Here is a 25823-nt window from a genome sequence, read left to right on the forward strand (position 1 = left end):
CGCAACTTGGCGGGAATTGGAACCGGCTGGGCCTGCCGAAAGTTCCGTGCCCGGTCGCTAGACCTCCGGCACGATTTTGCCGGGGTTAAAAATGTTCTGCGGATCGAGCGCCTTCTTCAGCGCCCGCATCGCGTCCAGCGCCTCGGGGCCGAGTTCCGCCTTGAGGTATTTCTGCTTGCCCTGGCCGATGCCGTGCTCGCCGGTGCAGGTGCCGTCCATGGCCTGGGCGCGCTCGACCAGGCGATGCATGAACTCCTCGCCGCGCGCCATCTCGTCGGCGTCGTTGGTGTCGCAGACCAGCGAGCAATGGAAATTGCCGTCGCCGACATGGCCGACGATCGGCGACAACAGATTGAGCCGCTTCAGATCCTCCTCGGTCTCGCCGACGCAATCGGCCAGGCGCGAGATCGGCACGCAGACGTCGGTTGCGACCACGCCGATGCTGTCGCCGGGCCGCAGCGCCTTCACCGACCAATAGGCATCGTGCCGCGCCTGCCACAGTTTTGTGCGATCCTCGGGCTTGGTGGTCCAGGAGAAATCGCCGCCGCCGCACTCTTTCGCAATCTCGCCGAAGGCCCTGGACTGCTCGGCGACCTCGATCTCGCTGCCATGGAATTCCATCAGCAGCAGTGGCGTTTCCGGCAGCGTCAGCTTCGAATAGGCATTGCAGGCCCGCACCTGCGCGGCATTGAGCAGTTCGATGCGCGCCACGGGAATGCCGGTCTGGATCGCCAGGATCACCGCCTGACACGCCCCGTGCACGGTCTCGAACGACACCGCGCCGGCCGCGATCGTGTCGGGGATGCCGCGCAGGCGGATGGTCAATTCCGAGATGATGCCGAGCGTACCCTCCGCGCCGACGAACAGATGCGTCAGGTCATAGCCGGCGGAGGATTTCTTGGCGCGCGTGCCGGTGGTGATGATCTCGCCGTCGCCGCGCACGACCTTCAGCGCCACTACGCTGTCGCGCATGGTGCCGTAGCGCACCGCATTGGTGCCGGAGGCGCGGGTCGAGGCCATGCCGCCCAGCGACGCGTCCGCGCCGGGATCGATCGGGAAGAACAGGCCCTGGTCGCGCAGGTGCTCGTTCAGCGCCTTGCGGGTGACGCCGGGCTGGATCACGCAGTCGAGGTCCTCGGCATGCACCGCGAGCACCTTGTTCATGTCGCGCAGGTCGATCGAGATGCCGCCCGCGGGCGCATTGACCTGGCCCTCCAGCGAAGTGCCGGTGCCGAAAGCGATCACGGGCACGCGATTTTTTGCGCAGATCCGCACCACGTCCTGGATGTCGGCGGTCTCCTGCGCCATCACCACGCCGTCCGGCGGCTGGTTGGCGATCCACGTCGTGGTGTGGCCGTGCTGCTCGCGAACGGCCTGCGAGGTGATGAGGCGGTTGCCGAAGCGTGCGGCAAGCTGCTCCAGCGCGCTTGCGAGGGCTTTCGGCTCCGGCCGCGGCGGATTATTGGTGATGGTCGTACCCACGGACAATTCCTCCCGACAGAAGAACCGTGGCAAAGGACATCTAACCGGTCAAGTCAAGCGATCGGACGCATAGCCAGGGAAGGAAACATGCCAGAGATCGCCGCCGCTGAGCCGTTCCGCTCATCAATCATGCAGATCGAGCCGCAATGGATCGACTATAACGGCCATCTCAACATGGCCTATTACAACGTGATGTTCGACCGCGCGATCGACCAGATGTGGTTACAGCTTGGGATCGGGCCGGGCTACATGAAGGAGCGAGGCGGCTCGACCTTCACTGCCGAATGCCACGTGCGGTATTTGCGCGAGATCCACCTCGGCGATCCCGTGCAGGTGTCGGTTTGGCTTCTGGAGGCTGACGACAAGCGGCTGCACACGTTCCAGGAGTTGCGTCACGCGGCCGAAGGCTGGCTGTCGGCCACCTCCGAGAACATGTCCCTTCACATGGACATGAACTTGCGCAAGGTCGCACCGTTTCCACCGGATATCCGCGAGCGTATCGCCGCGGTCGCCAGGGCCCACGGCGCCGTGCCGCGGCCCGAGGGCATCGGCCGAAACATCGCGATGCCCTCGAAGCGATAGGCGCTAGACCCTGTTGCGGCCACGGACCAATCCGAACACGGCCGAGACCAGGAACAGCACGACGGCGATAAAGAAGATGATCTTGGCGATCTCGACCGAAGCGCCGGCGATGCCGCCGAAGCCCAAGATACCGGCGATCAGTGCGATAACCAGAAATGTCACAACCCAGCCTAGCATGGTCAAACCCTCGTCTTGATGTCTGTCTGCGCCGGCGCGGCTGGCCGCGCCACTCGCCCAGACAATCTCGATGCGGGAACGATGGTTCCGACCCGCCCGAGGCGGAAATTCGCCTGAGCCGGAGGAACAAATCGGCCCGCCGCGCACGTGGAAAACCCCGCACCGGCGCCCCATATGGGGAGTAATCCCTGTTATGAAGGCTCCCTTCCGCCACCCCGCGGTGCCATCGTGGGGCCCATGATTCGCATGACCGAGCCGAGCAAGATCACGTCCCAGAGCGTCCCCGACCACCAGCCCGCAGCCGGCGGCATCGCCGCGCGTGCGCGCGCCTCGGTGGGCCCGAAATATCTGTCCGGGCTCAATCCCGAGCAGCGCGAGGCTGTGGAGACGCTGGACGGCCCGGTTCTGGTGCTGGCCGGCGCCGGCACCGGCAAGACGCGCGTGCTGACCACGCGCATCGCCCACATCCTGAGCCAGGGCCGCGCCCGCCCCGCCGAGATCCTGTCGGTGACCTTCACCAACAAGGCCGCGCGCGAGATGAAGCATCGGCTCGGTCAGATGCTCGGCCATGCGGTCGAAGGCATGCCGTGGCTCGGCACCTTCCATTCCATCGGCGGCCGCATCCTGCGCACCCATGCCGAGCTGGCGCAGCTCAAGTCGAATTTCACCGTGCTCGACGTCGACGACCAGGTGCGGCTGCTGAAGCAGCTCCTGCAAGCCGAGAACATCGACGACAAGCGCTGGCCGGCGCGCATGCTGGCCGGGCTAATCGACGGCTGGAAGAACCGCGGCCTGACGCCGTCGCAGGTGCCCTCGGGCGAAGCCGCCGTCTTCGCCAACGGCAAGGGCGGTAAGCTCTATGCGAGCTACCAGGAGCGGCTGAAGATTTTGAACGCCGCCGATTTCGGCGATCTGCTGCTCGAAGACATCCGCATCTTCCGCGAGCATCCGGACATCCTGCGGCAATACCAGCAGCGCTTCAAATTCATCCTGGTCGACGAATATCAGGACACCAACGTCGCGCAGTATCTCTGGCTGCGGCTGCTGTCGCAGGCGCCGGCGTCTCAATCTTTCGCCTCTCCCCGCTTGCGGGGAGAGGCCGACACGCGCAGCGTGGCGGGTGAGGGGGACTCTCCAAGCACCGAGCTCGTGGAGAGTCCCCCTCACCCCAACCCTCTCCCCGCAAGCGGGGAGAGGGAGAAGACCAAAAACATCTGCTGCGTCGGCGACGACGACCAGTCGATCTATGGCTGGCGCGGCGCCGAGGTCGACAACATCCTGCGCTTCGACCACGATTTTCCCGGCGCCAAGGTGATCCGTCTCGAGCGCAATTACCGCTCGACCGGCCACATCCTCGCTGCCGCCTCGCACCTGATCGCGCACAATGAAGGCCGCCTCGGCAAGACGCTGCGCACCGAGGACCATGACGGCGAGAAGGTCACGGTGACCGGCTCGTGGGATTCGGAAGAGGAAGCCCGCGGCATCGGCGAGGAAATCGAGCAGCTCCAGCGCCAGGGCGAGAAGCTCAACGAGATCGCGATCCTGGTGCGCGCATCCTATCAGATGCGCGAGTTCGAAGACCGCTTCGTCACGCTCGGCCTGCCCTATCGCGTGATCGGGGGCCCGCGCTTCTACGAGCGCGCCGAGATCCGCGACGCGCTGGCTTATCTGCGCGTCATCAATTCACCCGCCGACGACCTCGCCTTCGAGCGCATCGTCAACGTACCCAAGCGGGGCCTTGGCGACGCCACCGTGCAGATGCTGCACGATCACGCCCGCAAGCGCCGCATCCCGCTGTTCGAGGCGGCACGTGCCGTGATCGACACCGACGAGCTGAAGCCGAAGGCGCGCGGATCGCTGCGCGACGTCGTCGCCCAGTTCGACCGCTGGCGCGCCCAGCGCGAGGTCACCGCGCATACTGATCTGGCCCAGATCGTGCTCGACGAGAGCGGCTATACCGAGATGTGGCAGAAGGACCGCTCGGCGGATGCCGCGGGCCGGCTGGAGAACCTGAAGGAGCTGGTGCGCTCGATGGAGGAGTTCGAGAACCTGCAAGGGTTCCTCGAGCACATCTCGCTGGTGATGGACCGCGACGGCGGCGCCGAGGAAGACGCGGTATCGCTGATGACGCTGCATTCGGCCAAGGGCCTGGAATTCGACAACGTGTTCCTGCCGGGCTGGGAGGAAGGCCTGTTCCCGAGCCAGCGCACGCTGGACGAACAGGGCCGCGCGGGCCTCGAGGAAGAGCGCCGGCTCGGCCATGTCGGCCTGACCCGCGCCCGCCGCCGCGCAAAGATCTTCTTTGCGACCAACCGACGCATCCATGGCACCTGGTCGACCAACATCCCGTCGCGCTTCCTGGACGAATTGCCGGCGGCCAATGTCGAGATCACGGAATCCAAGGGTGGCTCGGCCTGGGGCGGCACCGGCGGCTATGGCGCCTCGCGTTTCGACGACATGGAGGCGTTTGGGTCCACCTATTCAACTCCGGGCTGGCAGCGCGCCCAGGCCAACCGTAATCGGGGCGGCGGCAATGGCGGCGGCCGCGGCGGCTTCGAGGAACAGCCCTCGTCGTTTTCGTCCGCTTCGTCCTCGCCCGATTTCGGCAGCTTCTCCTCACGCCGCCGCGGGCCGATGACGATCGAGGGCGAGCTGGTCGCCAAATCCACCGGCACGACCTCGGAATTCTCGCTCTCCGACCGCGTCTTCCACCAGAAATTCGGCTACGGCCGCGTCACCAGGATCGACGGCAACAAGCTCACCATCGCCTTCGACAAGGCCGGCGAGAAGAAGGTGGTCGACAGTTTTGTGGTGCGGGCGTGAGGCTCCTGCCCTGTTGCGGCGGCGTTACGCCGCCGTTTCTTCCTTCCACGCCCCTTGACCACCGCGAACTTCCCCGTATCAGATGCGCCCATGGTCCGGGGCTCCATCACACTGATCGTGCTGGCATTAGGTATGCCGTCGCTTGCGGCGGCGGAGACCATGAGCTTTGGCGATTCGATCGGGCTGCTGGCGAAAAGTTGCGGTGCGGAAATCGTCGCCAATTGCCGCGGCGTCAATCCGGATTCGACCCGGCTGAAGGAGTGCCTGTCCCGCAACCGCGATGTGCTGTCCCAGCAGTGCCAGAGCGACTATCTCGGCGCCTTCGACGCCATCCAGAAGCGCGTTGCCGCCCGCGTCACGGTGGCGAACGCCTGCCAGCGCGAGATCGTCAAGGTCTGCAATGGCTCGACCAAGGAGACCAGCAAGGCGATTCCCTGCCTGATCTCGACGCCCAAGGGCATCAGCAACAACTGCCTGAAGGCCGTCGACGACGCGGGATATCGGTGATGCGCGCGAACAGGCTCTCGATCGCCAGCATTGCCGTCACGCTCGGCCTGGCCCTGCTCGCGGGCACAGCAAGCGCGCAGACGTCGGCGCCGACCCGTGACGACATCGTCGGCAAGCTGAACCATTTCGAAGAAGCCGCCGAGGTCGACCTTCCCGCGCTGAAGCTTCAGGTGATGGAGCGCGCCAAGGCCAGGATCAAGAACGATCCGGGTCCGGTGAACCGGCCGCTGATCGCGCCCGATCTGACCAAGCTGCCGACCTTCACAGCGGCGATCCAGTTCGATGCCGACACGCCGATCATCCAGCCGGCGTCCTACCAGACCGTCGGCCGCATCGCGGACGCGCTGGTCCACGCCTCGCTGCTGCCCTACACCTTCCTGATCGTCGGCCATGTCGAATCCAATGCGAAGACGCGCGAGGCCAATGCGATCCTGAGCCAACGCCGCGCAGATGCGATCCGCGACGTGCTGGTGAACACGTTCAAGATCTCGACCAAGCGGCTGCATCCGATCGGCCTCGGCGAGGAGCAGTTTCTCGACCGGGCCAAGCCGACCTCCGCCGTCAACGGCCAGTTGCAAATCCTGACCTACGCCAAAGTGCCGGAGGACACGCCTGCGCATCCGGCTGCGGCGCCTGCGGCGAAAAAGCCCACCAAAAAGCGCTGAGCAAACGCGCTTCGGCGCTCGACGGAACCCCTTGAAGTCTTGATCGTTTTGTGACCTGTCTCACAGCGCAACAGCAGGTTTGGCGCGACAATAGCACCGGTTTGTGCACTGCTCTATCCGGTGCTATAGCCTGTTCTCGCCCTTCCCGACCCCATGCTGCACGAGACCGAGATGGCCAGTTATTTTCAACGCCAACTGGCCGACTACGTCGAATATCATCGCGATCCCTGGAACTGCGCGATGCACGTGGTCGGTATCCTCCTGCTCTTCACCGGCGCCGTGCTACCGCTCACCTTCGTGCATTTCCCCATCTTAGGGATCCAGGTGAGCCTGGCCGTGATTCTGGCCCTGCCGGTGCTGGTCTACTGGCTGATGCTGGACGCCGGGATCGGGCTCGGCATCCTCGCCGCGATGATCGTGCTGCTTTCGGTCGCAACCGCAATCGGCAATCAGGTCTCGATGGTCATGATGTGGTCGATTTTTGTGGTGCTGATCGGATTCGGCATCGCAGCGCAAATCGTGGGCCACAAGTTTTTCGAGGAACGGCAGCCGTCGATGGTCGACCACCCTACGCATTTCCTGCTTGGACCGATGTTTGTCATGGCGAAATTATTCATTGCATTGGGCTTCCGTCGCGACCTTGCCGCGATTCTGGCGCCTCTTCCGACCAATTCCCTTTCAACCCGATAGCTTCCAGAGCGAAACAGCAAACTCTCCTCCATGGCTCTCGTACTGGTTACCGGTGGCAGCGGCTTCATTGGACATCATCTCGTAGAAGCGCTCCGCGCCCGTGGGCAGCGGGTACGCGTTCTCGATGTCCGTCCGCCGGCGGCGGCGAACGCGGACGTTGAACACGTCCACGGCTCGGTGCTGGATGGTGCCGCGGTCGATGCCGCGATCGCCGGTGTCGATCAGGTCTATCACCTCGCCGGCCTGCCCGGCATGTGGGTCGCCAACAAGCAGGACTTCCACGACGTCAATTGCCGCGGCACCGAGATCGTGCTGGCCGCGGCGATGAAGCGCGGCGTGTCGCGTTTCCTGCACTGCTCGACCGAATCGATCCTGTTCCCCTATTCGGACCTGGGCGGCGTTGCCGCCGAAGAGGCGCTGCAGCCGGCCGATGCGATGCCCGGCGCCTATACGCGGTCGAAGTCGCTCGCCGAGCACCACGCCGCAAAGGCGGCGGCCGCCGGCTTTCCGCTCGTGATCGGCACGCCCACCATGCCGATCGGTGCCGCCGACCACAATCTGACGCCGCCGACCGCGATGTTGTGGTACTTCCTCCAGAAGAAGGTGCAGCCGCATCTCAACTTCCTGGTCAATCTCGTCGACGTCCGCGACGTCGCGACGGGTCTCGTGCTGACCATGGAGCGCGGTCGCATCGGCCAGCGCTACATCCTCGGCGGCGATTGCGTCCCGCTCGGCAACATCCTGCGGATGATGTCCGCGATGAGCGGCCGCCGCCAGTTCCCGGTCGTCGTGCCCGGCAGGATCGCCGAACTCTCCGCGATCATGCTCGAATCCATCTCCGATCACATCACGCGCCGGCCGCCCAACGGCACCGCCGAGGGCGTGCGCATCGCGCTTGCCGCGAGCGACCTCTCGATCGGAAAGGCGTGCACCGAACTCGGCTACGCGCCGCGTCCGATCGAACCGGTCCTGCGCGAAACCATCACCCATCTTCTCGCCCGCAACGGCCAGCAGCCCTCCGGCGCCATCAAGCATCACGCGCTCTCCTCGCGCGCGGGCTGAGCCGCCGCCCAACGCAAAGAACCTTTATGTCCTTCGATTTCAGCAAGCTTCTCTCTGTCGCCTGGGGTGGGTGGACCACGACCTGGCCGACGCAATTGCTCGCCCTGATCTGGCTCGCCTGGCTTGCAAGCTGGGTCGGCGCCTCGTTCTGGCAGGGCCGCACCCAGAAGCAGGTGATGACGCTGGAGTCCGGCCGCTATCGCATCCCGATCCTGGTGGGCGGCATCCTGTTCACGCCGTGGACCGCGGAAGTGCTGGGTGAAAAGCCGCTCTGGGTGTTCGGCAATACCGCCGTCTACATCGTGGCGCTGATCGTGCTCGCCGGCATCTCCTTCACCTGGTGGGGACGGCTTCACCTCGGCCAGTTCTGGTCGAACACCATCACCCACAAGGAAGACCACCGCGTCATCGACACCGGCCCGTACGGCATCGTGCGTCATCCGATCTACACCGGCCTCATCGCCGGCATGCTCGCGACCGGCATCGCGGTCGGCACGGTGACCGCAATCCTCGGCGCGATCCTGATCTCGCTCGGGATGTGGCAGAAGGGCCGGATGGAAGAGGTGTTCCTGTCCAAGGAGCTCGGCGAAGACGCCTACGGCGCCTATTGCCGCCGCGTGCCGATGATCATCCCGTTCCTGTCGCCGCGCTGAGGCGGGCGCTGCTTTCGGACTGCCTGTTTGCCAGCGTTGCTGCTAATTCCGTCATCCTGAGCTGCGAGGTTTGCGATGCGCATGCATCGCGAGCCGAGTCTCGAAGGATGCACGGCCGCGATGCAGCCGGGCCGTTCATCCTTCGAGGCTCCCCTTGTGGCGCGTTCCGCCCCATGGTTCGCACCTCAGGATGACGGGATAGATCGGTGCATGCGGAACTTCCCGTCGGGAACCGCCCCTCCACTCGTCCGTTACCCCCTCGACACCTGCATTGACCGCAGAGCATCGAGCCATGTCGGACGCATACGATTATTTTCGCGCGCACGCGATCGCTGCCGTCCGCAAGGCGCGGGCGTTGCCGCCTGGGCGGCCGAAGCAGAAGCAGCGCACGGTGGCGCGGGTCTATCATCTCCTGTCCAGGGAGGCCGCACTGGCGCCGAACGTCCATCATCTCGATGATTTTCGCGCGGCACGGCGGCTGGAACGGCAGATCGGCCGCTGATCTTCCTCTCTCCATGCAAATTTGGCCGGCTGCCATTCCACGAGAATAGAGGTCGGTCGAGTTCCGCGACGGTTGACCTTTTTACCGTGACCCAGTTGGATGCGCGCGCAACGAGGCACGACGACATACATCGTGGATCTGGAGAGGTCGACGATCAGGCCCGAGCCCGCGCGGGGCTTCGAGCGATCCGGTGTCGGACTGTGCCTAGGGTTCGACAGGGGCTTTCCATGACTTTTTCCAGCATTTTCGCGCAGTTCGTTGCGCTCCTCGGTGGCATCGCGCTGCAATGGCGGAAGCTGTCGGGCACCAAGCCCGCGCCAGCCTGGGGCCAGACGCCCTCCATTCCCGAAGCAAAACCCCAAGGCGCGATCCCGACGTTGAAGATGCCGACGGCCAAGGGCTGGAGCGAGGGACAGAAGCCGACAGTCGCCCCCGGGCTCAAGGTCAATGCGTTCGCGACCGGACTCGACCATCCGCGCTGGATCGAGGTGCTGCCGAATGGCGACGTGCTGATCGCGGAGGCGACGCAGATTGCAGGCGCGCCGAGAAGCGTATTTCACTATGCGATGCAGGCGACGATGCGGCGCGCCGCGGCGCTCGGCGTTTCCGCCAACCGCATCACGCTGCTGCGCGACAAGGACGGCGACGGCGTCGCCGAGTATCGCGGCGCGTTCATGGAAAATCTGAGCCAGCCGTTCGGCATGGCGCTGGTCGGCGATACCTTCTATGTCGGCAACACCGACGGGGTGATGGCCTTCCCCTATGTCGCGAACGCCGACCGCATCACCGCGCCGGGCAAGCGGCTCACCAATTTCAAGCCGAACGGTCACTGGACGCGCAGTCTTCTGGCAAGCCCCGACGGCAAAAAACTCTATGCCGGCGTCGGCTCGCTCAGCAACATCGCCGAGATGGGCATGGAGGTCGAGCAAGGCCGCGCTGCGGTCTACGAGCTCGACCTCGCCGCCGGCACGAATCGCATCTTTGGCGCCGGATTGCGCAATCCCGTCGGCCTTGCCTGGGAGCCGAACACCAACGTGCTCTGGACCGTCGTCAACGAGCGCGACGGTCTCGGCGACGAGACGCCGCCGGACTATCTGACCTCGGTGCGCGACGGCGGCTTCTATGGCTGGCCCTATTGCTACTGGGGCAAGACGGTGGACGATCGCGTCCCGCAAGATCCGGCGATGGTGGCCAAGGCGCTGACGCCGGACTACGCGCTCGGCGGCCACACCGCTTCGCTTGGCCTGTGCTGGATGCCGGCAGGCACGCTGCCGGGATTCCCCGACGGCATGGTGATCGGCCAGCACGGCTCGTGGAATCGCAGCACGCTGTCCGGCTACAAGGTCGTGTTCATCCCGTTCGAGAACGGCAAGCCCTCCGGACCTGCGCGCGACATCCTGTCGGGCTTCCTGGCGCCGGACGAGAAGGAATCCTACGGACGCCCGGTCGGCGTCGCGATCGGTCCCGACAAGTCGCTGCTGATGGCCGACGACGTCGGAAACGTGATCTGGCGCGTCACCGCAGCGTAAGATTCACGTCCCGACGCAGAGCGTGGCGCGTTGCTTGCGGAGCAGCGCGATCACGGACAGCGCCGTGATCATCCCGGTCTTGGGATTTTCGGACGGGATGTTCTCGATCGACATCGAGAAGCGCGCCGAATCCGCCTCGACCTCGATGCGATGAACGTTGCGCGTCACGGTCGGATCGGCCCAGATCTGCACGGAAGTGCGATCGGGCCCGACGCCCGCGAGCGACAGCGCCACTGCGACGTTGAGGTTGGCCGGAAAGCCCTTTGCGGCTTCGCGTGCGGTGCCCTCGAACAGCTTGAGCGGCTCGCGCAGATTGCCGATGTCGATGTTGTTTTCGACAATGAAGGGCGCGCCCTTCAAGCCGTCAATCGGTTTGCGCGTCACCATCTTCACCGAATGAATGGTGCCCATTGCAGCGGCGTTGACGGCGTCCAGCCCGATCAACGCGCCGGTCGGCACGATGATGCGGCCGCCATTGGCGCGAGCGAGGTCGACGAGATCAAAATTGTCGAGCAGTCCGCCGACGCTGACGACGACCGCGGCCTTGCCGCGCTTCACCGCGGGCTCGACGATCGCGCGCAACTGGCTGCTCGGCGCGCATTCGACCACGATGTCGGCGGCTTCGCCGAGCAGGTCGATCGGCATGATTTGCGGCGGACGGCGCAGACCGCCGATAAAGGCCTGATGCTTTGCGGGATTGCGCACCGCGACGGCCGATAGTGTCAAGCCTTCGATACCCTGATCGAGCGCGGACGCGATCTTGGTACCGATCGAGCCGAAGCCTGCGATAGCAACCCGCAATTCGTTCGAAGCTTTCTGTGCAGTCATCGCATCCCACCTGCTCGCCGGGCCAATGTCATAGCCGCTCACACCTCCCGCGCATAGCTGCGCAGGCGCGCCTCGAGCACCGCCAGCATGGCATCGCGGGACGGATCGCGTGAGCCGCGCAACCATGCGGCGGCAAGCGGCAGCCGGCCGACGGGACCGCTCTGCTTGGGCCGGAGCGGCACGAAGCGCACGCCGGACACCCCCATCCGCGTGGTCCAGCGCGGCACGATCGCGGCCCCGAGCTTCGTTGCGACCAGGTTGATGATGGTCTGCTTTTCGTCGGCGACCTGCACGATGCGCGGCATCAGCCCGGCCTGCTCGAACAGCTTTATCGTGAGGTCGTGGCTGTGCGGCCGCGAGCGGCGGTCCGGCACCAGCATCGCTTCGTCGGCAATATCCGCCAGCGTGATCGACTTTCGCTTGGCCAACGCGTGCCGCTGCGGGAATGCCACGATGGCGGTCTCCTGGAGCAGGTCGCGGAATTCAAGCCGCTTGTCCGGCTGAACCGGCGGGCGGACGAAGGCGAGATCGAGCGCGCCGGTCAAAATCTTTGGCAGCAGCCGAACAGTCTTGTCCTCGAGAAGCTGAACCGCGATCTCCGGATGCTTGTCGCGGAAATCGCGCAGCAGCGGCGGCAGCAATCCCGCCGCCGCGCTGTCGATGGCGCCAACCCGTAGCCGCCGCGCGGCGCCTGCGCGCGAGCGGTTGCGCAGATTGCTCTCGACCGCCTCGACCCGGGCGAGGATGGCGCGCGCATCGCGCAATAACGTCGCGCCATCTTCCGTCAGCGACACCGCCCGCGTCGTCCGCGCGAACAGCCGCGTGCCGAGGTCCTCCTCCAGCAGCCTGATCTGGCGGCCGAGCGCGGAGGGCAGCATCTGGAGATGCTGCGCCGCCCGACCGAAATGCAACTGCTCGGCTGCCGCCACGAAGCATCGAAGCTGATGCAATTCCATTCCAGGTCCTCTCGGCTCGCCTCGCGATGATTATATCATTTTTTTGTATAAACCAGCGCCAATTGAGTGGACCTCCCGCCTCCGCCTAGGCTGGTTGCCGGTGTGGACCTACCCGTCCGCAGGCACAACGATAACAAGAGATCGAGGAGGCCAAGGTGGCGAGCGAGATTCAGACGCGCGTGCTGCGCAAGATCACCTGGCGCATCGTTCCCTTCATCATGCTGCTGTACTTCGTGGCCTTCATCGACCGCGTCAATATCGGCTTTGCCTCGTTGACGATGAACAAGGACATCGGCCTGTCGCCCACCGTCTACGGCTTCGGCGCCGGCATCTTCTTCTGGGGCTATTTCCTGTTCGAGGTGCCCTCCAACATCATCCTGCACAAGGTCGGCGCGCGGATCTGGATCGCGCGGGTGATGATCACCTGGGGCATGGTCTCGGCCGCGATGGCCTTCGTGCAGGGCCCGACCAGCTTCTACGTGCTGCGCTTCCTGCTCGGCGTCGCCGAAGCCGGCTTCTTTCCCGGCATCATCCTCTATCTCTCCTACTGGTTCCCCGCGCGCCAGCGCGCCGCGGTGACCGCGCTGTTCATGGCGGCGGCGCCGCTCTCGACCGTGCTGGGCTCGCCGGTCTCCGGCGCGCTGCTGGAGATGGACGGCCTGCTCGGCTTCAAGGGCTGGCAATGGCTGTTCGTGCTGGAGGCGCTGCCCGCCGTGCTGCTCGGCTTCGTCGTGCTCGCATTCCTGACCGACCGCCCCGAGAAGGCGAAATGGCTCGCCGACGACGAGCGCCGCTGGCTGGTCGAGGCCATGAACGTGGAAACCACAAGCAAGGCCGCGACAGCAAGCCACAGCATCTGGCGCGGGCTCGCCGATCCGCGCGTGCTGGCGCTGGCGCTGATCTATTTCGGCACCTCGGCTGGTCTCTACACGCTCGGGGTCTGGGCGCCGCAGATCATCAAGCAGTTCGGCCTGTCCTCGCTCCAGGTCGGCTTCCTCAACGCACTGCCGGCAACCGCCGCCGTCATCGCCATGATCCTGTGGGCGCGGCACTCGGACCGCACCGGCGAGCGCGCCTGGCACGTCGTGTGGGCGTGCCTGATCGCCGCAACTGGGCTCGCCTTTGCCGGTCTTGCGACCGGCGTCGTCGCCGTGCTGGTCGCGCTGGCGCTCGTGAACATCGGCATCTCCTCGGCAAAGCCGCCGCTGTGGAGCATGCCGACGCTATTCCTGTCCGGTCCCGCGGCCGCAGCCGGCATCGCCACCATCAACTCGATCGGCAATCTCGGCGGCTTCGTCGGCCCCGCCATGATCGGCTGGGTCAAGGACCAGACCGGCAGCTTCATCGGCGGGCTCTACTTCGTCGCCGGCCTGCTTGTTCTCTCCGCGGTCCTGACCCTGCTATTGTCGCGCGCGAAGACTGCGCCCGTCGAACCCGTCACACAATTCCACTGATATCTGAAACGGAGCCTTCCATGCGTACCCATTCGATTGCAGCAATCCCCGCCGACGGGATCGGGCCCGAGGTGATCTCGGCCGGTATCCGCGTGCTGGAGGCGCTGGCCAAGCGCAGCGGCGATCTCGCCTTCACCATCAAAACCTTCGACTGGGGCTCGGACTATTACAAGAAGCACGGCGTCATGATGCCGGCTGACGGCCTCAACGAATTGAGGAAGTTCGACGCGATCTATTTCGGCGCGGTCGGCGCGCCCGACGTGCCCGATCACATCACCCTGTGGGGCCTGCGCCTGCCGATCTGCCAGGGTTTTGACCAATACGCCAATGTGCGGCCGACCAAGATCCTGCCCGGCGTCGCCTCGCCGCTGCGCAATGTCGGCATCGGCGATCTCGACTGGGTGATCGTGCGCGAGAACTCGGAAGGCGAATATGCCGGCATGGGCGGCCGCGCCCACAAGGGCCTTCCCGAGGAGGTCGGCACGGAAGTCGCGGTGTTCACCCGCGTCGGCGTGACGCGGATCATGCGCTATGCGTTCAAGCTCGCGCAGTCGCGTCCGCGCAAATTCCTGACCGTGGTGACGAAGTCGAACGCGCAGCGCCATGGCATGGTGATGTGGGACGAGATCGCAGCCGAGGTCGCGACCGAATTCGCCGATGTGAGCTGGGACAAGATGCTGGTCGACGCCATGACTGTGCGCATGACGCTGCATCCGAAGAGCCTCGACACGATCGTTGCGACCAACCTCCACGCCGACATCCTCTCCGATCTTGCCGGCGCGCTCGCCGGCAGCCTCGGGGTGGCGCCGACCGGCAACATCGATCCGCAGCGCCGCTTTCCCTCGATGTTCGAGCCGATCCACGGCTCGGCCTTCGACATCACCGGCAAGGGCATCGCCAATCCGGTCGCGACGTTCTGGACCGGCGCCCAGATGCTCGAGCATCTCGGCGAGAAGGATGCCGCGATGCGGCTGATGGCGGCGGTCGAGCGCGTCTGCGCGGCCGGCGTGCTGACGCCGGACGTCGGCGGCACGGCGACGACGAAGGAAGTCACCGAGGCCGTGATCGACGCGATCCACGGGGCGAACGTCTAGAAAAGAGCGCGGACGGCCTGGCGTTGCCATGGCAGCGCCGGACTCCGGCCGCCTCGGGTGGCGCGCGACGATGATGGACTGGAGCGAGCGGGCGGCGGGCTGAACCGCCAACGACTTCAAAATTTTTGCATCCCCCTCTTGAAACCAAAACGGGCTTTTTTTATTTTTCCGCTGCTGCCGAGAGGTGGTGCTCCCGACGCCTGATGGGTCGGGAAAATTGAGACGGGCACCGGTCGTGTCCGGTGTCGCTCGTATCCATTTTGCTCTTTGGAGGATCTGGCTATGCGCACTTACGACTTCTCTCCCCTTTGGCGTTCGACCATTGGCTTCGATCGCCTTTTCGACCTCGTTGAAACCGCACAGCGTGCCGGCGAAGACAATTATCCCCCCTACAACATCGAACGCGTCAGCGAGGATCGCTACCAGATTTCGCTTGCGATTGCGGGCTTCTCGCCCGACGAGATCTCGGTGATCGCCGAGCAGAACGCGGTGATCGTCGAGGGCAACAAGACGGACAAGACCGAACGCGAATATCTCTATCGGGGCATTTCCGCACAGCCCTTCAAGCGGCAATTCAACCTTGCCGATTACGTGCAAGTGAAGAGCGCCGCTTTCGAGAACGGTCTGCTGAAGATCGAACTGTTCCGCGAAATTCCTGAAGCCATGAAGCCGCGGCGAATTGCCATCAATGGCGCGCCGACCGGCAACGTGCACCAGCTCGAGGGCAAAGCCGCCTGAACGGTCGGTCGAAGGCTTGGTGCTTCCCGCCCGGTCGCCGGGCGGGAGCGACCCGTGCCTTTCGTACCCGAATGCAGACCAGAGGTTTCTAGCGAAAGGAGAAGGAGGACCTCTCATGATTGACCGTGCCGACAACATCATCGACCTGAACGCGATATTGCACCCCGGTTCTGTCTACGATCATCCCCGCGACGTCGTCCAGGATCCAACTCTGTCGACCAAAGAGAAGCGGGCGATCCTCGCATCGTGGGCTTCGGACGCAGCCAGTGTTGCCTCAAATCCGGTGTTGAGAGAACTGCCCGGTTCGGACCGAACCGTCACTATCGACGAGATCCTGGAAGCGCTCGCGACACTGGACAACCATCCGAAGGGACCTCCGGGCGGCAAGCCGGCTCGTACGAGGTCCATCTCTCGAACCGGCCTCGCAGCCTAGGCAGCCGACCATACGATGGGATGAGGACGATGATTGACGAAGAACTGGCCCAGTTGCGCGCGCACCGCAACAACATCAGCCGTTACCACAGGCTGCTCAAGACCCAACTGACGGAATTCGAGCGGCTGTTCATCGAGAGGCGCTTGTCAGAAGAACGGTCCGCGATCGAGAAGCTCGCCGCCTCTACATTTCCCCTGACCTTTCAATCTCCAGTCGGGCGGATCGAGAGGACAGCCACGCTAGAGACAGCAAGCGGATAATCGAAATGCCCGAGACATTCTCGACCTTCGAAGTGTTCTTGAAGAGGTCCGGCCGGAGGACGTGGCGGTGGCGCCTCTGCACGACGGAAGGGCGCCTTGTCATGCGCGGGTCGGAAAATCACCGGCCCGCAGCCAAATATGCGGCTGAGAGGGCGCTCTTTCTGATGCTTCTCGCCGCGCCCTCTCAAGCGGCGAGCCAGGCTTCGGCCATGGTGCAGTCATCCTTGGCGCCGCCAGCGTCAATATGGGCGCGGCGGCACCGGATGCGTGAATGACAACACGGGGCACCGGATGGCGCTTGGGGTCCGGCAGATGTCGGCGCCCGAGCGCCTACCGCCGGCTCGGCGTTGCCGGCGTCACCATCGCTGCCGCCGGCTCGGGCGGCGTCAGGTGACGCGGGACGATGACGGTTTGGCCGGGGGTGAGCGTTGCGTTCTCCGGCAGTGAGTTGCTCTGAGCGAGCGACCACAGCGGCACGCGATTGGCGGCGGCGATGCTTTCCATGGTGTCGCCCCGGCGCACCGGCACCCGCACGCCACTATCCCACAATTCCACCAGCGTATTCGCCGGCACGAGGTAGCGCAGCGGTACTGCATCAGCTTGGCTCTGCGCGGGGATGCGCGGCAGCTGCGTCACCATCTCGACGATCTGGCGATGGATGTCGTCCGACTTCTCGATATTGATGTGGCTGACCCGCGAGTTCTCCTTGAGGTCGTAGCTCGCATAATGGCCGCGATAGCCGGGCACGGCCACGACGTTGCCGCCGCCGAGCACGCTGTCCGAGAGGAAGATGTTGATGAACCGCTCGACATTGAGCGGCACGTCGCCGGTCGCATGCGCGGGGTCGATGGCGATGACAAGGCTGATCGGAATATTCTCCTTGGCCGCCATCTCGGAGATGACGATCGAGCACAGCCCGCCCATGGAATGGCCGATCAGAACGATCGGCGCCGGGGTTTCCTTGTAGCTGGAGATGGCGCGATCGCCGATCCATCGGCAGATGGTGAATTCATAGACGTCGGCCGAGAAGCCGGCCTGCGTCAGCTTCTCGCCGAGCCGGTCCATGCCGGTCGAGAAGATCGGCCCCATGGCGCCACGGAACAGGTAGATTTTCGGCGGCGGCAGCGGCTCGACGGGCGGAGCGGGAGGCGGCGGCGCGGCGGTCGCGACCGCGGGACGTTTCGGCTTGGCAGGTGAGGCAACGGCCACGCCGGTGCTTGAGGCGAGCAGCGCAATCGCTGCCAGCACCACAATTCGCCTTGGATCAAGCATCAGTCCAGCAGTCCCGCCACGGGAGGCAAAGCCCTCCCCGCGGGCTTAGTGACCACCGATTGGGTGGTTTTTGGGGCACGGAGGCGGCCCCTGCGCAGGACCAGCATCCGGCCGGAGGCACCGAGGGCGCGGCAGCAGCCTCTGAACAGCCTTGCCCTCCTCGCCCGACGGCCGCCTTGTTATCCTCCTGCCTGATCATCGCGCCGCGGTGCATCAGCTTCGCGCCGTGTTTTCGCGGCGCCGCGGCCCGGTCCCGGCAGTACGCGTGTTCATCGAGTTTGTCGCTGCAGAGCTGTCCGCACTGGCCGCAAAGACGAGAAGCTTTTGTCGAGAGATCAGTGCAGCTGCTGCCCCAAGCTAAAGCGGCAGAATCCGGTTCAGCAAATCAAGCAAGGTGCGCTGCTCGGCCTCGCTGAGCGGAACGAGCATCTTCTTGTTGTACGGCTCCGTCAGCCTTGCTGCCTCGTGGATGAGCTTTGCGCCCTTTGGCGTGAGCATGAGCTCGACGGCGCGGCGATCCGACTTCGAGCGGTTGCGTTTGATGAAGCCCGACGACTCGAGCTCGTTCAGGATCTTGATCAGGTTGGGCAGGCGCAACCGGAGCAGGCTTGCAAGGCTGCTCGGCGGAACGCCGGGATTGTCGCGGATGACGGCGAAGATCGCATAGGTCGCGGGCGTCACGCCCAATGCGGCGAACTCTTCGTAAAAGCCCTCGAAGAATTTCAGCTGCGCAAGCCGCAACATGAAACCCGGCGTGCGCTGGAGCGCCCGTAAATTCAACGATTTATCCGGCTGCTGACCGGACTTCCCTGCGGGTCTCACGGGTTCATGATCCTCAAACCGCGGCGGCCAAACGTCCGCCGAATTGACTCTCCCGAAAATAGATATAAAATATAACTATTATTCAGCGGCAGCAAGACCGCTTATGGGAGGGAGACTATGAACAGCAAATTCCTGCATAAATTGTGCATTTTGTCCGCAATGCTGTCCGCGGCGCCGGCATTCGCCCAGGACGTGGTAAAGATCGGCATCTTGAACGACCAGTCGGGTCCGTTCGCGAGCTATCAGGGCATCGGCTCCGTCGTTGCTGCCAAGATGGCCGTTGAGGATTTCGGCGGAAAGGTCGCCGGCAAGCCCGTCGAGGTCGTTGCGGCGGATCACCAGAACAAGACGGATATCGGGATCGGCATCGCGCGGCGCTGGTACGAGAACGACGGCGTCGATGCGATCTTCGACATTCCGAACTCGTCGATCGCGCTTGCGGTGGCCGGCATGAGCGCCGAGAAGAACAAGGTCTTCGTCGGATCGGGCGCTGGCACGGTGCTGCTGACCGGCGAAAAATGCACGCCGAACACCGTGCACTGGACCTACGACACTTATGCCTACGGGCGCGGCCTCGGCAAGGCGATCGTCCAGCAGGGCGGCAAGAAGTGGTTCTTCATCACCGCCGATTACGCCTTCGGTCACGATCTGGAGAAACAGGCGGCGGAGGCCGTCAAGGCATCCGGCGGCGAGGTGCTCGGCAGTGTCCGGCATCCGCTGGGAACGGCCGATTACGCCTCGTTCCTGCTCCAGGCGCAGGCGTCGGGTGCGAACGTCGTCGGCTTCGCCAATGCCGGTGACGATACCATCACGTCGATGAAGCAGGCCGCCGAGTTCGGTCTGACCAAGGACCACAAGCTGGTCGGATTGATCCTGGGCATGAACGGCCTTCCCGCGCTCGGGCTGAAGTTTGCGCAGGGCGCGCAGATCATGAACCCGTTTTACTGGGACCTGAACGACGGCACGCGCGCTTTCGCCAAGCGGTTCGCCGAGCGCATTCCGTCGAAGGCTTATCCAAACGACATGCAGGCCGGAGTCTATGCCTCGGTCATTCACTATCTCAAGGCGGTCGACAAGCTCGGCGGCGCCAAGGACGGCAAGGCCGTGGTCGCCGCGATGAAGGAAATGTCCACCGACGATGCGCTGTTCGGCAAAGGCTATATCCGCAAGGACGGACGCAAGATCCACCCGCTCTACCTCTTACAGGTGAAGGCCCCCGAGGAGTCGAATTCGACCTGGGATCTGCTGAAGGTCGTCGCCACGATCAAGGGCGAGGATGCGTTCCGCTCCGAGAGCGAAGGCCAGTGCCCGCTGACCAAGCAATAGCCGACGGGAGCTGACCATGAGCGGCATTGCATCCAGTCCGGCCGACCCGTTTGCGCCTGACTTCCTGATGGACCCCTACCCTGCTTATGAGGCGCTGCGCGCGCTCGGGCCTGCGTTCGCATTGGAGCGCTACGGCGTGTGGGCGATGGCGGGCCATGCCGAAGTCGAGCCGGCCCTGAAGGACTGGAAGACGTTCATCAGCGGCGAGGGTGTCGGGCTCCACGGCATGAACCCGGCCTTGCCAAAGCCGCTGACGCTCCAGATCGATCCTCCCGACCACGACAAGGGCCGCCGCGTCCTCGGCCGCACGCTGTCCCCGGGCGTCGCACGGCGACTGCGCGAAACGTTTCAGCAGGAGGCGGAGAAGAAGGTCTCGGAGCTGATCGACAGAGGCACGTTCGATGCCGTGACCGATCTTGCCGAAGCCTACCCGATGAAGGTCTTTCCGGATGCGATCGGCATCCGGCCCGATGGCCGCGAGAAGCTGCTGGCCTGGAGCACGTTCGTGTTCGACAGCTTTGGCCCGGAGAACGAGATGCTGGCGGCTTCACGGAAGGAAGGTCTCGCCGCTCAAAGCTGGATCATGGAATGTTGTGCGCGAGATGCGTTGCGACCTGACGGGCTCGGCATGATGATTTACCAGGCTGCCGACGACGGCGAGATCAGCGAGCACGAAGCAACCCATCTGGTGCGGCCGTTCCTCACTGCCGGGATCGACACCACCGTCAACGGCATCGGCAACACCCTGCTCGCGCTCGCCACGCATCCGGACGAATACCGCAAGCTGCACCACAAGCCGGAGCTGGCGCGCAACACTTTCGAGGAAGGCCTGCGCTACGATTCCCCGGTGCAGACGTTCTTTCGCACCACCTCGCGCGACGTCGAGATCGGCGGCGGCGTGATCCCGGCGCACCGCAAGGTGCTGCTGTTCATGGCCTCCGCCAATCGCGATCCGGCGCGGTGGGACAGACCCGATCGCTTCGACGTCGAGCGGCTCGCGACCGGCCATGTCGGCTTCGGCGCCGGCATTCACGCCTGTGTCGGCCAGATGATCGCACGTCTCGAAGGCGAATTGATCTTCAGCGAGCTCGCAAGGCGCGTGAAGACCATCGAGCTCACAGCGGAGCCCCGGCGCAAGCTCAACAATTCCCTGCGCGGGCTGGAGAGCATGCCGGTGCGGGTGGCGGCTGCCTAGTTCCTTGCCGGCGCCGTGGCGGCCGCCGAGCGCGCCTGACGCGGCGCGCCGGGTTCGGCGACCGGAGCAGCCGGTGCGCGCGAGCGCATGATGGCGGCGTCGATCTCGGCGATGACGCGGCGCTGGATCGCCTCGTTCTTGTCGATCGAGATGTGGCCGACGCCCGTGCCGCGGACGTCGACATTGTCGAGCTTGCCGCGCAGGCCAGTCGCGGCCCGCACCGGCTCACCGGGACCGTCGCCGATATAGATGTTGATGTAGCGTTCGGCGCCGGTCGACAGCTTGGTCTTGAAGACGGAATCGAGGCCGATCGCGAGCTTCACGGGAACGCCGAGCTGGTTGAGCTTGGCGATCATATCCGGCAGCGCGGTCGCGCCCGAGGAGTGGCCGACCAGAACAATGGTCTTGATGCGGCCGGCCCTGTAGGCGGTCGCCGCTTCATCCGCGAGCGAGGACCAGGACACGAAGTTGGCGACGGTCACCGGGATGCCCTGGGCCTGGAGCCGGGCGCCGATCGTATCAAGCCCGAGCGAGAAGATGTTGAGCACGCCGCGGAGCAGGTAGACATGCGTGGTCGCGGCCGCGGCCTGGCTTGGCGCCGCTCTGGCGATGGTCGGGTTGATGGCAACAGCTGACAGCAGGAGCAGGCAGATCGCCCACACGCGGATGGCGGACAACCGGCTGGCGCCGGCGGTGTGACGACCGTTCGGTCTCATCGATCTTTTCCCTGAGGATAATACGCTTTGCGATTGAGCGGAATCGTAGCCACGGCGTGCTCACAGACGCAACCAAGAGGCGCGTGAGCGGCAATCTTAGCCGCGGCCCGTGACCATCGCGCAACACTTGCCCGAAACCTGCCACCAAAGGGCCCGTTTTGAGACCATTTTTCTCCAGCCAATTGCGGCCGGGCAAGAGCATTCCTATTTCAGGGCTCCGCTGACCGCCCTGCCGGGCCGGTTCCAGCCTTCCCTCCCCAGTATTTGCCCCTCAGATTTGCGGCCATCATGTCCTCCATCATTTCCGTCGCCAATTTGTCGAAGACCTATGGGTCCGGCTTCAAGGCGCTCAAGAACGTCAGTCTCGACATCAAGCGCGGCGAGATATTTGCGCTGCTCGGGCCGAACGGCGCGGGCAAGACCACGTTGATCTCGATCATCTGCGGCATCGCCAATCCCAGCGAAGGCAAGGTCCTGGTCGGCGGCGAGAACATTCAGGCCTCCTACCGCAAGGCGCGCTCGCTGATCGGCCTCGTGCCGCAGGAATTGCACACCGATGCCTTCGAGAGCGTGTGGGCGACGGTGAGCTTCTCCCGCGGCCTGTTCGGCAAGCCGAAGAACCCGGCCCATATCGAGAAGGTGCTGAAGGACCTCTCGCTGTGGGACAAGAAGGACAACAAGATCATCACCCTTTCCGGCGGCATGAAACGCCGTGTGATGATCGCCAAGGCGCTGTCGCACGAGCCGCAGATCCTGTTCCTGGACGAGCCGACCGCCGGCGTCGACGTCGAGCTGCGCAAGGGCATGTGGGAGGTGGTTCGCACCCTCCAGCAATCCGGCGTCACCATCATCCTGACCACGCACTACATCGAGGAAGCCGAGGAGATGGCCGACCGCATCGGCGTCATCAACAAGGGCGAGATCGTGCTGGTCGAGGACAAGGCGACGTTGATGGAGAAGCTCGGCAAGAAGCGGCTGACGCTGCATCTGCAGGGCAAGATCACGACGCTGCCGGACAGCCTTAGTCATTACGAGCTCGACCTCTGCGATGGCGGCGCAACGCTGGTCTACGACTACGATACCAAGGGCGATCGCACCGGCATCACCAGCCTGCTCAGCGATTTGCGCAGCGCCGGCATCCGCTTCAACGATCTCGATACGACGCAATCGTCGCTCGAGGACATCTTCGTCGACCTCGTGAGGACGTCATGAACTACCGCGCTGTCCGTGCCATCTATCTGTTCGAAATGGCGCGCACCTGGCGCACGCTGCTGCAAAGCATCGTCTCGCCTGTGGTCTCGACCTCGCTCTATTTCGTGGTGTTCGGCGCTGCAATCGGCTCGCGCATCAGCCAGGTCGAGGGTGTCAGCTACGGCACCTTCATCGTGCCGGGCCTGATCATGCTGTCGGTGCTGACGCAGAGCATCGCCAACGCCTCGTTCGGCATCTACTTCCCGAAATTCACCGGCACGATCTACGAAATCCTGTCGGCGCCGATCTCCTCTTTCGAGATCGTGCTCGGCTATGTCGGCGCCGCCGCGACCAAGTCGATCATTCTGGGCCTTATCATTCTGGCAACGGCCGGTCTCTTTGTGCCACTGCACATCCACCATCCTATCTGGATGCTGACCTTCCTGATGTTGACGGCGGTAACATTCAGCCTGTTCGGCTTCGTCATCGGGATCTGGGCCGACGGGTTCGAAAAGCTTCAGATGATCCCGATGCTGGTGGTGACGCCGCTGACCTTCCTCGGCGGCAGCTTCTATTCCATCGACATGCTGCCACCCACCTGGCGCACGGTGGCGCTGCTCAACCCGGTCGTCTATCTGATCTCGGGCTTCCGCTGGAGCTTCTACGAAATCGCGGATGTCAGCGTCGCCGTCAGCATCGGCATGACGCTGGCGTTCCTGGTGATCTGCCTGATCGTGATCTGGTGGATTTTCCGCACGGGCTATCGGCTGAAGAACTGACCCTCGCCGTCATTCCGGGGCGCGCGTAGCGCGAGCCCGGAATCCATCGGACGGCAGAGCTGGTGGATGAATGGATTCCGGGTTCGCGACTTCGTCGCGCCCCGGAATGACATCACCGATAGCAGTGGAAGCGGTTGTAGCCGTCATAGTAACCGCGGCAGCGGCGGTGACCACGGTGGGGAATGCCGAGCACACCTTCGACTGCACCGACGGCGCCGCCGACGCCAGCACCAACGACACCTCCAACCGCGCCGCCCACGGGGCCGGCGATCCGGTTGCCTTCATAGGAGCCTTCCTGGGCGCCGCGCACGATGCCCTGAGCGTGGCCGGCTTGCGGCAGCGACAACAGCGCGAGCAGGATGGCGGCGGCTGCGAACAGCAGGCGGACGGGCAAACCGGCCGGCAATTGCGCGGCGGCGATACGGGCTTTGTTCATCTTCGATCCCAAGGGAAGTAAAGGGGTAAAGGGCGGCCAAAGCCGCCTGTCGAGGGTGGCCACGATCAACGCCTGAAGCGGCCGAATGGTTGCGCCTTTGTGACGAATTGTCGGCGTTGTGAACGCGTGTCCACTCGCGAAAATGTCAGCGCCACCACGCGTGGCGCGGCACAAGGCGGCCTTGCTTACGCCGGGCATCACGTTAACGATGGGCGGGCAGGCCGCTGGAACGAAAGCCGGATGCAGGCATATTGCACGCCGGGGGACGGAGAGCCGCAGCGCCTAGCGTGGACAGGCCGGAGCCAGGATTCAAATGCGTTTCCAGATGCGTTCTTTTTTAATCGCTTTTTCCTCGTTGATGCTTTTGAGCGCGGGCACCGCGCAGGCCAAGGTCGAGATCACCATCGACAAGGACAATCAGCAGATGACCGTCGCGGTCGACGGCGTGGCGCGCTATCATTGGCCGGTATCGACCGGCATTCCCTCGCGCGAAACACCGAACGGCGCATTCCGCACCTTCCGCATGGAAGAGGATCACTACTCCAAGGAATTCGACGACGCGCCGATGCCGCACGCGATCTTCTTCACCAAGGTCGGGCACGCCATCCACGGCACCGATTCGGTCGGCCGGCTCGGCTCGCCCGCCTCGCATGGCTGCGTGCGGCTGTCGCGCCAGAATGCCACGACGCTCTACGCGCTGGTGCAACAGCAGGGCGTGCTCAACACCACGGTGACGCTGACCGGCTCGGCCCAGGTGGCGCTGGCCCGCAATCCGCGTGGCCGCAACCCCACAGCAGTGGCCCGCGCGCCGCAGCCTGCCGAAGAGCAGTACGCTACGTCAGGCGATCCCGTGAACCTGACACCGCCGACGCAGCCCGCCCGCCGCTACATGCCGCAGGACGACAACTACATCTATCCGGCTGACGGCAGCGACACCGGCGCGCGCTATCCCGCGCCGCGCACCAACCGCATCTACGGTACGCAGGTTTATCCGCCGCAGCCGCAGCCGCAGCCGTCCTACGACCAGGGCTATGGCCAGCAGGGCTATTACTATCAGCAGCAACAGCCCCGCCAGTATTATCAGCCGCGCGGCTATTACCAGAACTGACGCGACCTGAACGCGGCGTTATCGCCCGCCCCTTCCGCTCTTACCACGCCAGGCCCTGAGGCCTGGCGGCTTCGGTCCCCTTTGCGCGATGCGCGAATCGAACGGATGCTGTGTTGGCAGTGGCCGACGCTGTCGACCGCGGGGAATTGCGTCAGTCTGTGCATCATTTGAGCAGCAAAACGACGCAGGAAAGCAACAGTCTCCAACCTTCAACGCTGCGGCGCTTCAGCCAAATTGACAACCTGGGGGTCGTCCGTATTGTCATTCCAATTGTTTCTGGGAAATGACATGACACGCGAGCAGATTTCGGATTTCTGCATTACCGCTCTGGCCAACATCCTGCGAATCTCGAGGGATCGGGTCGACCCCGATACGAAATTCAACCGCCTCGGCCTCGATTCGGCGATGCTCGTCTACCTCATGATGGAACTTGAGGAGAAGCTCGACCTCGAACTGTCGACGGACGACTTTTACGATCATCCGACCGTCGAGGCGCTGTCGCGATTTCTCGCCGACAAGCGCGCCATTCCCTCCGCTGCCTGA

Annotated in this window: 28 protein-coding genes; 20 read left to right on the forward strand and 8 right to left on the reverse strand. The window is 64.3% G+C overall.

Annotated features, from left to right (window positions below; all coding sequences use genetic code 11):
- Window positions 1-57 precede the first annotated feature (57 nt).
- Window positions 58-1482 (reverse strand): FAD-linked oxidase C-terminal domain-containing protein, encoded by a 1425-nt coding sequence (locus IVA80_RS11655; protein WP_247429399.1) that lies wholly within the window; start codon window positions 1480-1482, stop codon window positions 58-60.
- Window positions 1483-1569: 87 nt separating this feature from the next.
- Here IVA80_RS11655 and IVA80_RS11660 point away from each other — a divergent pair, with 87 nt between their 5' ends.
- Window positions 1570-2064, forward strand: coding sequence for a thioesterase family protein (locus IVA80_RS11660; protein WP_247429401.1), 495 nt, complete (start codon window positions 1570-1572; stop codon window positions 2062-2064).
- 3 nt (window positions 2065-2067) lie between these two features.
- Here IVA80_RS11660 and IVA80_RS11665 read toward each other — a convergent pair whose 3' ends face one another.
- Complete coding sequence (locus tag IVA80_RS11665; protein WP_247429404.1) at window positions 2068-2241, reverse strand: DUF1328 domain-containing protein; 174 nt, start codon at window positions 2239-2241, stop codon at window positions 2068-2070.
- Window positions 2242-2478: 237 nt separating this feature from the next.
- On the opposite strand from IVA80_RS11665, the gene IVA80_RS11670 reads away from it, so the two are divergent.
- From IVA80_RS11670 to IVA80_RS11705, 8 genes are all read left to right on the forward strand, one after another.
- A complete protein-coding gene (locus tag IVA80_RS11670) occupies window positions 2479-5064 on the forward strand; it encodes a UvrD-helicase domain-containing protein (protein WP_247429408.1) in 2586 nt (861 codons plus the stop codon).
- A gap of 90 nt (window positions 5065-5154) precedes the next feature.
- Complete coding sequence (locus tag IVA80_RS11675) at window positions 5155-5571, forward strand: hypothetical protein (RefSeq protein WP_247429411.1); 417 nt, start codon at window positions 5155-5157, stop codon at window positions 5569-5571.
- Complete coding sequence (locus tag IVA80_RS11680; RefSeq protein WP_247429414.1) at window positions 5571-6236, forward strand: OmpA family protein; 666 nt, start codon at window positions 5571-5573, stop codon at window positions 6234-6236. The genes IVA80_RS11675 and IVA80_RS11680 overlap by 1 nt, the downstream gene beginning before the upstream one ends.
- A gap of 153 nt (window positions 6237-6389) precedes the next feature.
- A complete protein-coding gene (locus IVA80_RS11685; protein WP_346347990.1) occupies window positions 6390-6926 on the forward strand; it encodes an Mpo1-like protein in 537 nt (178 codons plus the stop codon).
- 30 nt (window positions 6927-6956) lie between these two features.
- Window positions 6957-7988 (forward strand): NAD-dependent epimerase/dehydratase family protein, encoded by a 1032-nt coding sequence (locus IVA80_RS11690; protein WP_247429419.1) that lies wholly within the window; start codon window positions 6957-6959, stop codon window positions 7986-7988.
- A 26-nt stretch (window positions 7989-8014) separates the two neighbouring features.
- A complete protein-coding gene (locus tag IVA80_RS11695; protein ID WP_247429421.1) occupies window positions 8015-8641 on the forward strand; it encodes an isoprenylcysteine carboxylmethyltransferase family protein in 627 nt (208 codons plus the stop codon).
- A gap of 292 nt (window positions 8642-8933) precedes the next feature.
- Window positions 8934-9143, forward strand: coding sequence for a hypothetical protein (locus IVA80_RS11700; RefSeq protein ID WP_247429423.1), 210 nt, complete (start codon window positions 8934-8936; stop codon window positions 9141-9143).
- Between the two features lie 227 nt (window positions 9144-9370).
- Window positions 9371-10672 (forward strand): sorbosone dehydrogenase family protein, encoded by a 1302-nt coding sequence (locus IVA80_RS11705; protein ID WP_247429425.1) that lies wholly within the window; start codon window positions 9371-9373, stop codon window positions 10670-10672.
- Between the two features lie 3 nt (window positions 10673-10675).
- Here IVA80_RS11705 and IVA80_RS11710 read toward each other — a convergent pair whose 3' ends face one another.
- Together IVA80_RS11710 and IVA80_RS11715 are read right to left on the reverse strand one after the other, a co-directional pair.
- Window positions 10676-11500, reverse strand: a complete 825-nt coding sequence (locus tag IVA80_RS11710; protein WP_247429427.1) for an aspartate dehydrogenase — start codon at window positions 11498-11500, stop codon at window positions 10676-10678.
- Window positions 11501-11538: 38 nt separating this feature from the next.
- Complete coding sequence (locus tag IVA80_RS11715; RefSeq protein WP_247429429.1) at window positions 11539-12456, reverse strand: LysR substrate-binding domain-containing protein; 918 nt, start codon at window positions 12454-12456, stop codon at window positions 11539-11541.
- Between the two features lie 155 nt (window positions 12457-12611).
- Here IVA80_RS11715 and IVA80_RS11720 point away from each other — a divergent pair, with 155 nt between their 5' ends.
- From IVA80_RS11720 to IVA80_RS11740, 5 genes are all read left to right on the forward strand, one after another.
- On the forward strand, window positions 12612-13910 hold the full coding sequence (locus IVA80_RS11720; protein WP_247429431.1) for an MFS transporter: 1299 nt from the start codon (window positions 12612-12614) through the stop codon (window positions 13908-13910).
- Between the two features lie 20 nt (window positions 13911-13930).
- Window positions 13931-15004 (forward strand): tartrate dehydrogenase, encoded by a 1074-nt coding sequence (locus tag IVA80_RS11725; RefSeq protein WP_247429435.1) that lies wholly within the window; start codon window positions 13931-13933, stop codon window positions 15002-15004.
- Between the two features lie 282 nt (window positions 15005-15286).
- Complete coding sequence (locus tag IVA80_RS11730) at window positions 15287-15742, forward strand: Hsp20 family protein (RefSeq protein WP_247429438.1); 456 nt, start codon at window positions 15287-15289, stop codon at window positions 15740-15742.
- 115 nt (window positions 15743-15857) lie between these two features.
- Entirely contained in the window at window positions 15858-16175 is a 318-nt protein-coding gene (locus tag IVA80_RS11735) for a hypothetical protein (protein ID WP_247429440.1), read from the forward strand.
- A gap of 29 nt (window positions 16176-16204) precedes the next feature.
- Window positions 16205-16435: a hypothetical protein gene (locus IVA80_RS11740; protein ID WP_247429442.1), complete on the forward strand. Its 231-nt coding sequence runs from the start codon at window positions 16205-16207 to the stop codon at window positions 16433-16435.
- 330 nt (window positions 16436-16765) lie between these two features.
- Here the strand turns inward: IVA80_RS11740 and IVA80_RS11745 are convergent, their stop codons facing one another.
- Window positions 16766-17707: a LysM peptidoglycan-binding domain-containing protein gene (locus tag IVA80_RS11745; protein WP_247429444.1), complete on the reverse strand. Its 942-nt coding sequence runs from the start codon at window positions 17705-17707 to the stop codon at window positions 16766-16768.
- Between the two features lie 357 nt (window positions 17708-18064).
- Window positions 18065-18487, reverse strand: a complete 423-nt coding sequence (locus IVA80_RS11750) for a MarR family transcriptional regulator (protein ID WP_247429447.1) — start codon at window positions 18485-18487, stop codon at window positions 18065-18067.
- Window positions 18488-18646: 159 nt separating this feature from the next.
- On the opposite strand from IVA80_RS11750, the gene IVA80_RS11755 reads away from it, so the two are divergent.
- A complete protein-coding gene (locus IVA80_RS11755) occupies window positions 18647-19855 on the forward strand; it encodes an ABC transporter substrate-binding protein (RefSeq protein WP_247429449.1) in 1209 nt (402 codons plus the stop codon).
- A 16-nt stretch (window positions 19856-19871) separates the two neighbouring features.
- Window positions 19872-21050, forward strand: a complete 1179-nt coding sequence (locus IVA80_RS11760) for a cytochrome P450 (protein ID WP_247429451.1) — start codon at window positions 19872-19874, stop codon at window positions 21048-21050.
- Here IVA80_RS11760 and IVA80_RS11765 read toward each other — a convergent pair.
- Window positions 21047-21766 (reverse strand): hypothetical protein, encoded by a 720-nt coding sequence (locus tag IVA80_RS11765; protein WP_247429453.1) that lies wholly within the window; start codon window positions 21764-21766, stop codon window positions 21047-21049. The two genes, IVA80_RS11760 and IVA80_RS11765, sit on opposite strands and share 4 nt — an antisense overlap.
- 288 nt (window positions 21767-22054) lie before the next feature.
- Between IVA80_RS11765 and IVA80_RS11770 the strand changes: the two genes are divergently transcribed.
- A complete protein-coding gene (locus IVA80_RS11770; protein ID WP_247429455.1) occupies window positions 22055-22978 on the forward strand; it encodes an ABC transporter ATP-binding protein in 924 nt (307 codons plus the stop codon).
- Entirely contained in the window at window positions 22975-23736 is a 762-nt protein-coding gene (locus IVA80_RS11775) for an ABC transporter permease (protein ID WP_247429459.1), read from the forward strand. The genes IVA80_RS11770 and IVA80_RS11775 overlap by 4 nt, the downstream gene beginning before the upstream one ends.
- Before the next feature lie 112 nt (window positions 23737-23848).
- Here the strand turns inward: IVA80_RS11775 and IVA80_RS11780 are convergent, their stop codons facing one another.
- Complete coding sequence (locus tag IVA80_RS11780) at window positions 23849-24172, reverse strand: hypothetical protein (protein ID WP_247429461.1); 324 nt, start codon at window positions 24170-24172, stop codon at window positions 23849-23851.
- Between the two features lie 325 nt (window positions 24173-24497).
- Between IVA80_RS11780 and IVA80_RS11785 the strand changes: the two genes are divergently transcribed.
- Window positions 24498-25280 (forward strand): L,D-transpeptidase, encoded by a 783-nt coding sequence (locus IVA80_RS11785; protein ID WP_247429463.1) that lies wholly within the window; start codon window positions 24498-24500, stop codon window positions 25278-25280.
- Between the two features lie 288 nt (window positions 25281-25568).
- Window positions 25569-25823: an acyl carrier protein gene (locus tag IVA80_RS11790; protein ID WP_247429466.1), complete on the forward strand. Its 255-nt coding sequence runs from the start codon at window positions 25569-25571 to the stop codon at window positions 25821-25823.

The organism is Bradyrhizobium sp. 139 (assembly GCF_023074175.1).
GTDB lineage: Bacteria > Pseudomonadota > Alphaproteobacteria > Rhizobiales > Xanthobacteraceae > Bradyrhizobium.

Excerpts from the sequence above, each read along its gene's own strand:
- IVA80_RS11665 (WP_247429404.1), bottom strand. The coding sequence starts at position 2,241 with ATGCTAGGCTGGGTTGTGACATTTCTGGTTATCGCACTGATCGCCGGT.
- IVA80_RS11730 (WP_247429438.1), top strand. The coding sequence starts at position 15,287 with ATGCGCACTTACGACTTCTCTCCCCTTTGGCGTTCGACCATTGGCTTC.
- IVA80_RS11695 (WP_247429421.1), top strand. The coding sequence starts at position 8,015 with ATGTCCTTCGATTTCAGCAAGCTTCTCTCTGTCGCCTGGGGTGGGTGG.
- IVA80_RS11710 (WP_247429427.1), bottom strand. The coding sequence starts at position 11,500 with ATGACTGCACAGAAAGCTTCGAACGAATTGCGGGTTGCTATCGCAGGC.
- IVA80_RS11760 (WP_247429451.1), top strand. The coding sequence starts at position 19,872 with ATGAGCGGCATTGCATCCAGTCCGGCCGACCCGTTTGCGCCTGACTTC.
- IVA80_RS11770 (WP_247429455.1), top strand. The coding sequence starts at position 22,055 with ATGTCCTCCATCATTTCCGTCGCCAATTTGTCGAAGACCTATGGGTCC.
- IVA80_RS11775 (WP_247429459.1), top strand. The coding sequence starts at position 22,975 with ATGAACTACCGCGCTGTCCGTGCCATCTATCTGTTCGAAATGGCGCGC.
- IVA80_RS11785 (WP_247429463.1), top strand. The coding sequence starts at position 24,498 with ATGCGTTCTTTTTTAATCGCTTTTTCCTCGTTGATGCTTTTGAGCGCG.
- IVA80_RS11790 (WP_247429466.1), top strand. The coding sequence starts at position 25,569 with ATGACACGCGAGCAGATTTCGGATTTCTGCATTACCGCTCTGGCCAAC.
- IVA80_RS11780 (WP_247429461.1), bottom strand. The coding sequence starts at position 24,172 with ATGAACAAAGCCCGTATCGCCGCCGCGCAATTGCCGGCCGGTTTGCCC.
- IVA80_RS11765 (WP_247429453.1), bottom strand. The coding sequence starts at position 21,766 with ATGAGACCGAACGGTCGTCACACCGCCGGCGCCAGCCGGTTGTCCGCC.
- IVA80_RS11670 (WP_247429408.1), top strand. The coding sequence starts at position 2,479 with ATGATTCGCATGACCGAGCCGAGCAAGATCACGTCCCAGAGCGTCCCC.
- IVA80_RS11725 (WP_247429435.1), top strand. The coding sequence starts at position 13,931 with ATGCGTACCCATTCGATTGCAGCAATCCCCGCCGACGGGATCGGGCCC.
- IVA80_RS11685 (WP_346347990.1), top strand. The coding sequence starts at position 6,390 with ATGCTGCACGAGACCGAGATGGCCAGTTATTTTCAACGCCAACTGGCC.
- IVA80_RS11735 (WP_247429440.1), top strand. The coding sequence starts at position 15,858 with ATGATTGACCGTGCCGACAACATCATCGACCTGAACGCGATATTGCAC.
- IVA80_RS11755 (WP_247429449.1), top strand. The coding sequence starts at position 18,647 with ATGAACAGCAAATTCCTGCATAAATTGTGCATTTTGTCCGCAATGCTG.
- IVA80_RS11700 (WP_247429423.1), top strand. The coding sequence starts at position 8,934 with ATGTCGGACGCATACGATTATTTTCGCGCGCACGCGATCGCTGCCGTC.
- IVA80_RS11740 (WP_247429442.1), top strand. The coding sequence starts at position 16,205 with ATGATTGACGAAGAACTGGCCCAGTTGCGCGCGCACCGCAACAACATC.
- IVA80_RS11715 (WP_247429429.1), bottom strand. The coding sequence starts at position 12,456 with ATGGAATTGCATCAGCTTCGATGCTTCGTGGCGGCAGCCGAGCAGTTG.
- IVA80_RS11745 (WP_247429444.1), bottom strand. The coding sequence starts at position 17,707 with ATGCTTGATCCAAGGCGAATTGTGGTGCTGGCAGCGATTGCGCTGCTC.
- IVA80_RS11660 (WP_247429401.1), top strand. The coding sequence starts at position 1,570 with ATGCCAGAGATCGCCGCCGCTGAGCCGTTCCGCTCATCAATCATGCAG.
- IVA80_RS11675 (WP_247429411.1), top strand. The coding sequence starts at position 5,155 with ATGGTCCGGGGCTCCATCACACTGATCGTGCTGGCATTAGGTATGCCG.
- IVA80_RS11705 (WP_247429425.1), top strand. The coding sequence starts at position 9,371 with ATGACTTTTTCCAGCATTTTCGCGCAGTTCGTTGCGCTCCTCGGTGGC.
- IVA80_RS11680 (WP_247429414.1), top strand. The coding sequence starts at position 5,571 with ATGCGCGCGAACAGGCTCTCGATCGCCAGCATTGCCGTCACGCTCGGC.
- IVA80_RS11690 (WP_247429419.1), top strand. The coding sequence starts at position 6,957 with ATGGCTCTCGTACTGGTTACCGGTGGCAGCGGCTTCATTGGACATCAT.